Source organism: Pseudomonas sp. (assembly GCF_050739655.1).
Taxonomy (GTDB): Bacteria; Pseudomonadota; Gammaproteobacteria; order Pseudomonadales; family Pseudomonadaceae; genus Aquipseudomonas.
Map to the genome: position 1 here is coordinate 1 of NZ_JBOIBY010000435.1, position 7,539 is coordinate 7,539.

Sequence of the window (7,539 nt, forward strand, 5' to 3'; positions counted from 1 at the left end):
ATAAAAAAACGGCCTACCTTTCGGTAAGCCGTTTTTAGTACTTGGTGGCTACACAGGGACTTGAACCCCGGACCCCAGCATTATGAATGCTATGCTCTAACCAACTGAGCTATGTAGCCAAGTGGCGTGCATTATTCACCGGTAATGCAGATGCGTCAAGCGTAAATCTAAAATATTTCTCTACACTTTCAACCGCTTATCCTTCTGAGCCGAAAAAACGGCTCAGGGGAGGGCATCAATTGAGCTGAAACCTGCCGGTATTGGCGCTCAAGGCCTTGCTGCCATGACTCAAGGTGTCCGCCGCCTGGTTCACCGCACGAGCCCCTTCGAGCAAGCGTACTGCCGCCTGATCGACCTGCTGGATATTGCCGCTGACTTCATCGGCGGTGCTGGCCTGTTCCTCCACGGCTGTTGCGATCTGCGCCAGGGTATCGGTGACGCCCTGTACGGCGCTGGCAATTTCGCCAAGGCGCTCGCCGAGGCCGGTGACCGCCTGGGCATCGGACTGCGCCTGACCACACGCGACTTCCATCAGGCTGACCGCTTCATTCACCGTGCTGCGCAGGCTGTCGACCGTGCCGGCGATTTGCGCGGTCGAAGATTGCGTGCGTTGTGACAGGCTGCGCACTTCATCGGCCACCACCGCGAAACCGCGACCCTGCTCACCGGCGCGAGCGGCCTCGATGGCGGCGTTGAGGGCCAGCAGGTTGGTCTGCTCGGCGACGCCTCGAATGGTGTCGACCACCAGTTGAATCTGCTGTCCTTGTTCGCTGACTCGACCCAGTGCCGCTGCCGTGTCATTCAAGCGCTGATTGAGTTGCTGGATGCTTGCCGTTGTGCGCTGGCTGTCACGGCTGCTATCGGCAGCGATGCGCTGGGTGTGCTGAGCGCTGCCAGAGGCCTGTTCGCAGCTGTGTGCCACCCCTTGAGAGGTCGCGGCCAATTGCGTCGCTGCTGCGGCGATTTGGCTGATCTGCATTTGCTGCGCTTCAACTTCACCCAAGGCGTCGCTGGAGTGGTGGTTGAGGGCCTGCACCGCGTCGCTCAGTTGCAGGGTTTCGTGATCGACCCCGAGCAAACTTTTACGCAGTTGCACCACCGCGACATTCAAGGCTGTGCTGATGGCTGCCAGTTCATCCCGGCCTTGAACCGGCACTTGCAAGCTCAGGTTGCCGTCGCGCAGAGCTTGCGCCAGCAGTGTGATACCGCTGGCGCTACGACGGATTGAAGCCTGCAGGCAAATGAACAGATACAGCGCGGCCAACAGCAGAGCGCCAAGCACGGTTGCCACCATCATGAATTGGCGGATCGCTGCGTCGTGGTAATAATCCAGGCGCTGATCCAGCGACAACAGCGATTGCTGACGCAATCCGGCGAGGTTGTCGAGCAGGGCGTCGAGCGTGCCTTCGAAGTCTTGAGGCTTGAGGTTGATGCTGCCGCCGAATACGCCGTCATCCAGCACTTTGAGGCTTGAGTCGAGATTTTTGAGGCTGCCGTGGTATTGGTCGGCCCAGCTTTTCAGGGCGCTGGGCAGCCGCGCTTCGAGCAAGCCAGCGGTCTTGACCAGTTGTTCTCTGGCATCACCAATGCGACTGCGCAAATCACGCAGTTGCAGGCGGCTTTGCAGAGTGAACTGCCCGGACACGACCGAAGCCTGGCCTACTGCTGCGAGCCGGCCTACCCGTTCAATCAGGTCCGGTGCATGTTGAGTGGAGATCTGGGTCAACAGCCAGGTTTCCATCCATGGTGCCAGCGTCAGGCGGTTGTCCATGGCGATCTGCTCGCGCAGGGCCTGCAGGGCGCTCAACGCATTGGTGAAGCGATCATAGCCGTCCGGCCACCAGCCGACGCCGCTCAGGCTTTTCGAGTCGAGGCCATTGAGGGCAGTTTGCAGCGCTTGATAACGAGCCAGGGATTGCTCCTTGGCATCGTCCTTTTGCAGCGCTGCGCCAAGGTCCGAAGCGGCTTGGGCGACAGCAGGCTGGACGGCGTCGAAGGCAGCCATGGCGGCAAGCGTCGCAGGTGTCGGTTGGCGATTGGTTTCTGTCGCACGCCACCTTGCTGCACGATCACGCTGCGCAGCCAGCAGGTTATCGAGCGCATCAAGGGCGAGAAGTTGACGAACCCCAGCACGTTCGCCGGAGATCAGGTTCAGTTTGTCGCGATAATCCTGACCAATCATCCACAGGCTGACAGCCAGTGGCAGGATGAACAGTAGAAACAACAGCTGGAATTTGCGTGCAAACCCAAAACGCCCCAGCAGTCCGATCCCCGGTGATAAAAAAGCCTGCATGCCCCATGACTCCTTTGGACACCACGCACCAGCGGCGTGCATCGAGGTCTTTGCGACCACGACCGTGCCCTTCTAAAAGGCCTCGAAAGTTCACCATTGTCAGCTCTGTGGGCCGACTCTGTGGAGAAACTTCCCATTGTCGGTCCCCTTTGTAAGGGGGCCGCGTTGAAGCTGATAAGCAAGGCAAGATTCAGACCATGGCTATCAGCTATCACGCATCTGACGATTGAAACAAGGTCGTTAGCAGGCTAAGGGGATGGCGCTCTAGCACCGAAAAATGGCACATTGGCGCACCTGCTCGTGTGCACCCTCTGCTGTATGGATACTCCCATGGCTATCAGCAACGCCCAGACCGGCTCTGTGCCGGCGTCCGCTTCTCCTCAAAGCAGCCCGTTGGTCATGCGCATCATCGGCGCGGTGGCGCTGGCGCATTTGATCAACGACTTGATTCAATCGGTGCTGCCGTCGATTTACCCGATGCTCAAGGCCAACTACGGTTTGACGTTCACCCAGGTCGGGCTGATTACCCTGACGTTCCAGCTGACGGCGTCATTGCTGCAGCCGTGGGTCGGTTATCACACCGACCGCCATCCCAGGCCATGGCTGTTGCCGGCGGGTACCGTCTGCACCTTGGTCGGGATTGTGATGATGTCGGTAGTTAGCAGTTTCGCGATGATCCTGCTCGCGGCGGGGTTGATCGGTATCGGTTCCTCGACCTTTCACCCTGAAGCGTCCCGTGTGGCGCGACTGGCTTCCGGAGGACGCTTCGGGCTGGCGCAATCGACCTTTCAGGTGGGTGGTAACGCTGGGTCGGCATTCGGTCCCTTGTTGGCAGCGGCGATCATCATTCCTTACGGGCAAGGCAATGTCGCCTGGTTCGGGCTCTTCGCCGTGTTTGCGCTGTTTGTGCTGTACCGGATCAGCCGCTGGTACGCCAACCACTTGAACCTGTTCAAGCTCAAGCAAGGCCAGGCAGCGACCCACGGTCTGTCCAAGGGGAGGGTGATCAGTGCGCTGGTGGTGCTTGGGTTGCTGGTGTTCTCCAAGTACTTCTATATGTCCAGCCTGACCAGTTATTTCACCTTTTACCTGATCGAAAAATTCGACCTGTCCGTGGCCAGTTCACAGCTGCATCTGTTCCTGTTTCTGGGGGCGGTAGCGGCGGGAACGTTCTTCGGTGGGCCGATTGGCGACAAGATTGGACGTAAGGCGGTGATCTGGTTCTCGATCCTCGGCGTCGCGCCATTCACTTTGTTGCTGCCCCATGTCGATCTGTTCTGGACCAGCGTACTCAGTGTGGTCATTGGCTTCATCCTCGCCTCGGCGTTCTCGGCCATCGTGGTTTACGCCCAGGAACTGGTGCCAGGCAATGTCGGGATGATTGCCGGGGTGTTCTTCGGGTTGATGTTCGGCTTTGGCGGGATTGGTGCGGCGTTGCTCGGGCATCTGGCGGACATTCACGGCATCGAGTACGTGTACTTGCTGTGCTCGTTTTTGCCGTTGTTTGGGGTGCTGGCGATCTTCCTTCCGAGAACCAAGAAGGCCTGACTCAGCACAATCCCCCTGTGGGAGCGTGGCTTTCCCGCGAAGGCGTCAGGTCAGTCAATATTGATGTTGAATGTGCCGGCCTCTTCGCGGGCAAGCCCGCTCCCACAGGGTTTTGTGTTGTTCCCAGGTTGTGTGGTCGACGGAAGAACCTGTGGGAGCGTGCCCGCGAAGGCGTCAGGTCAGTCAACATTGATGTGGAATGTGCCGGCCTCTTCGCGGGCAAGCCCGCTCCCACAGGGGTTCAGTGGTGTGGCGGATGATTGTTTCAGGCACAAAAAAGCCGCGTATCAAACGCGGCTTTTTCTTGGGCGGGTGCTTCGTCCCGAAAAACTTAGACGTTGAAGCGGAAGTGCATCACGTCGCCGTCTTTAACGATGTAATCCTTGCCTTCCAGGCGCCATTTACCGGCTTCCTTGGTACCGGCTTCACCCTTGTACTGGATGAAGTCGTTGTAGGCGATTACTTCGGCGCGGATGAAGCCTTTTTCGAAGTCGGTGTGGATCACGCCAGCGGCTTGTGGTGCGGTGGCACCGACGCGAACGGTCCAGGCGCGAACTTCTTCGACACCGGCGGTGAAGTAGGTCTGCAGGTGCAGCATTTCGTAGCCGGCGCGAATCACGCGGTTCAGGCCAGGCTCTTCAAGGCCCAGGGCCTCAAGGAACATGTCTTTCTCTTCGCCGTCGTCGAGCTCGGCGATTTCCGCTTCGATCTTGTTGCAGGCTGGAACAACCACGGCGCCTTCTTCTTCGGCGATGGCCTTGACCACGTCCAGGTGCGGGTTGTTCTCGAAACCGTCTTCAGCCACGTTGGCGATGTACATGACTGGCTTGGTGGTCAGCAGGTGGAAGCCCTTGATCACCAGTTTCTCGTCGGTGCTCATGTTCTTCATCAGGCTGCGCGCAGGCTTGCCTTCGGTGAAGTGGGCGATCAATTGCTCCAGCAGGCCTTTCTGGACCACTGCGTCCTTGTCACCGCCCTTGGCATTGCGCGCGACTTTCTGCAGTTGCTTCTCGCAGCTGTCGAGGTCGGCGAAGATCAGTTCCAGGTCGATGATTTCGATGTCGCGTTTCGGGTCGACGCTGTTGGAGACGTGAATCACGTTCTCGTCTTCAAAGCAGCGGACCACGTGGGCGATGGCATCGGTTTCACGGATGTTGGCCAGGAACTTGTTGCCCAGGCCTTCACCTTTCGACGCGCCGGCAACCAGGCCAGCGATGTCGACGAATTCCATGGTGGTCGGCAGGATGCGCTTTGGATTGACGATGGCTGCCAGGGCATCCAGGCGCGCATCCGGCATCGGCACGATACCGCTGTTGGGCTCGATGGTGCAGAAGGGGAAGTTTTCGGCCGCGATACCGGATTTGGTCAGGGCGTTGAACAGGGTGGACTTGCCGACGTTAGGCAGGCCGACGATGCCGCAATTGAATCCCATGGTGTTTCCCCTCGGATAAGAGTCAGGCCTTCTGGCTGTGCAGGTTTTTCATCGCGCGGTTCCATTCCCCGGCGAGGATATCCGGCAGCACGCCGAGGGCAAAGTCGATGCTGGCATCGAGTTTTTCCTGTTCGGCGCGTGGCGCACGACTCAGGACGAAATTTGAAACCATACTGGCGACGCCCGGGTGACCGATGCCAAGCCGCAGGCGATGAAGGGTATTCTGATTACCCAGTTGCGCAATGATGTCGCGCAACCCGTTGTGACCGCCATGGCCGCCGCCCACCTTGAGTTTGGCGACGCCGGGTGGCAGGTCGAGTTCGTCGTGTGCCACGAGGATTTCTTCAGGCTTGATGCGGAAGAAACCTGCAAGGGCCGCCACGGCCTGGCCGCTGCGGTTCATGTACGTGGTGGGAATCAGCAGACGAACATCCTGACCCTGATGCGAATAGCGCCCGGTCAGGCCGAAATATTTGCGGTCCGCCACAAGGTTCACGCCTTGTGCGTTCGCGATGCGCTCAACAAAAAGGGCCCCTGCGTTATGCCGGGTCTGTTCGTATTCAGCGCCTGGATTTCCCAGGCCAACGATCAGTTTGATGGCAGTCACGATAGGGGCCCTTCATTGGAGTGGTGGATAACATCGCCGCAATCAGGGAGTGCGGCGAAAGTGGACGAAAATTGCTCATTTACCATGATGTAAACTCCGCGTTCTCGCCCGCTTTCTCGCTACGCTCTAGTCCGCGATGTTTCCAGTCACTCCGGCGTACAGAGTAAAATTACTCTGCAGCGCCTTCTGCAGCTTCTGGAGCAACACGTGGAGCGTGGACGTTGGCAACAGCCTTGTCATCACCGTGTGCCAGAGCAACGAACTCAACGCCTTTAGGAGCTTTGAGGTCGGACAGGTGAATGATCGAACCGATTTCAGCGTTAGCCAGGTCGACTTCGATGAACTCAGGCAGATCTTTCGGCAGGCAGGAAACTTCGATCTCGGCAACAACGTGCGAGATTTCGCCGCCTTTCTTGGTCGGTGCTTCTTCGTTGATGAAGTGCACTGGAACGATAGCGGTCAGTTTCTGGCCAGCGACTACGCGTACGAAGTCAGCGTGCATCACGTGGCCTTTGGCCGGGTGACGCTGCAGGGCTTTGATCACGACGTTCTGCTTGGTGCCACCAACGTTCAGCTCGATGATGTGGCTGTAAGCCGCTTCGTTTTCGAGCAGTTTGGCAACTTCTTTGGCCAGCATGCTGATGGATTCAGGGGCTTTGTCGCCACCGTAAACTACAGCTGGAACCAGGCTTGCGAGACGACGCAGGCGGCGGCTCGCACCTTTCCCCAGGTCGGAACGCACTTCAGCATTCAGAGTAAAATCGTTCATGTTGTATCTCCAAAATAACCACACTCGCCCCAGCGTTTGCGACCAGCGCTAAAGGCGATATGGGCAAAAAAGCCCCGCCCCAACAGAATGCTGGGGCGGGGCGCTTTTCGTCAGGTTGATGCTGCTAAGGTTTGACCCTTAACGGAACATCGCGCTGATCGATTCTTCGTTGCTGATGCGGCGAACCGCTTCGGCAACTACCGGTGCGATATCCAGTTGACGGATACGCGAACAGGCTTGAGCGGCAGCGGACAACGGGATGGTGTTAGTCACCACCAGTTCGTCCAGCATTGAGTTCTCGATGTTCTCGATCGCTCGGCCCGACAGCACAGGGTGTGTGCAGTAGGCGAAGACTTTTGCTGCACCGTGCTCTTTCAAGGCTTTCGCCGCGTGGCACAGGGTGCCGGCGGTGTCGACCATGTCATCAACCAGAATACAGGTACGCCCTTCGACATCACCGATGATATGCATCACTTCAGAGTGATTGGCTTTCTCGCGGCGTTTGTCGATGATCCCGAGATCCACGCCCAGGGATTTGGCAACAGCCCGTGCACGCACGACGCCACCAATGTCCGGGGACACGATCATCAGGTTTTCAAAGCGCTGGTCTTCGATGTCATCCACCAGGACGGGGGAGCCGTAGATGTTATCTACCGGAATATCGAAGAACCCCTGGATTTGGTCAGCGTGCAGGTCAACCGTGAGAACACGGTCGATACCTACCACGGTCAGCATGTCAGCAACGACTTTCGCGCTGATAGCCACACGTGCGGAACGCGGACGGCGATCCTGACGGGCATAACCAAAGTAAGGGATTACAGCTGTGATTCGAGTCGCTGAGGAGCGGCGGAAGGCATCAGCCATCACGACGAGTTCCATCAGGTTATCGT

At 58.2% G+C, this 7,539-nt stretch carries 6 protein-coding genes, 1 tRNA gene and 1 pseudogene; 1 reads left to right on the top strand and 7 read right to left on the bottom strand.

All coding sequences use genetic code 11. From position 1 onward, the window contains the following. Window positions 1–42 precede the first annotated feature (42 nt). From ACRESJ_RS21140 to ACRESJ_RS21150, 3 genes and pseudogenes are all read right to left on the bottom strand, one after another. Window positions 43–119, bottom strand: a tRNA-Met gene (locus ACRESJ_RS21140). A 116-nt stretch (window positions 120–235) separates the two neighbouring features. Further along, window positions 236–979 carry a methyl-accepting chemotaxis protein gene (locus ACRESJ_RS21145; protein ID WP_431759642.1) on the bottom strand — a complete coding sequence of 248 codons (744 nt, stop codon included), beginning with the start codon at window positions 977–979 and terminating at the stop codon, window positions 236–238. Between the two features lie 117 nt (window positions 980–1,096). Continuing rightward, window positions 1,097–2,335: pseudogene (locus ACRESJ_RS21150) on the bottom strand (HAMP domain-containing protein); the annotation flags it as partial. 288 nt (window positions 2,336–2,623) lie between these two features. Between ACRESJ_RS21150 and ACRESJ_RS21155 the strand changes: the two are divergent. After that, on the top strand, window positions 2,624–3,841 hold the full coding sequence (locus ACRESJ_RS21155; RefSeq protein ID WP_431759639.1) for an MFS transporter: 1,218 nt from the start codon (window positions 2,624–2,626) through the stop codon (window positions 3,839–3,841). A gap of 331 nt (window positions 3,842–4,172) precedes the next feature. On the opposite strand, the gene ychF is transcribed toward ACRESJ_RS21155, so the two are convergent. From ychF to ACRESJ_RS21175, 4 genes are all read right to left on the bottom strand, one after another. Beyond that, window positions 4,173–5,273 (bottom strand): redox-regulated ATPase YchF, encoded by a 1,101-nt coding sequence (gene ychF / locus ACRESJ_RS21160; RefSeq protein ID WP_431759640.1) that lies wholly within the window; start codon window positions 5,271–5,273, stop codon window positions 4,173–4,175. 22 nt (window positions 5,274–5,295) lie between these two features. Further along, complete coding sequence (pth, locus tag ACRESJ_RS21165) at window positions 5,296–5,880, bottom strand: aminoacyl-tRNA hydrolase (RefSeq protein WP_431759641.1); 585 nt, start codon at window positions 5,878–5,880, stop codon at window positions 5,296–5,298. A 169-nt stretch (window positions 5,881–6,049) separates the two neighbouring features. Then, on the bottom strand, window positions 6,050–6,649 hold the full coding sequence (locus ACRESJ_RS21170; protein WP_007973891.1) for a 50S ribosomal protein L25/general stress protein Ctc: 600 nt from the start codon (window positions 6,647–6,649) through the stop codon (window positions 6,050–6,052). Window positions 6,650–6,787: 138 nt separating this feature from the next. Beyond that, window positions 6,788–7,539 (bottom strand): ribose-phosphate pyrophosphokinase (locus ACRESJ_RS21175; protein ID WP_431752664.1); only part of this gene is annotated, 752 nt, incomplete at its 5' end.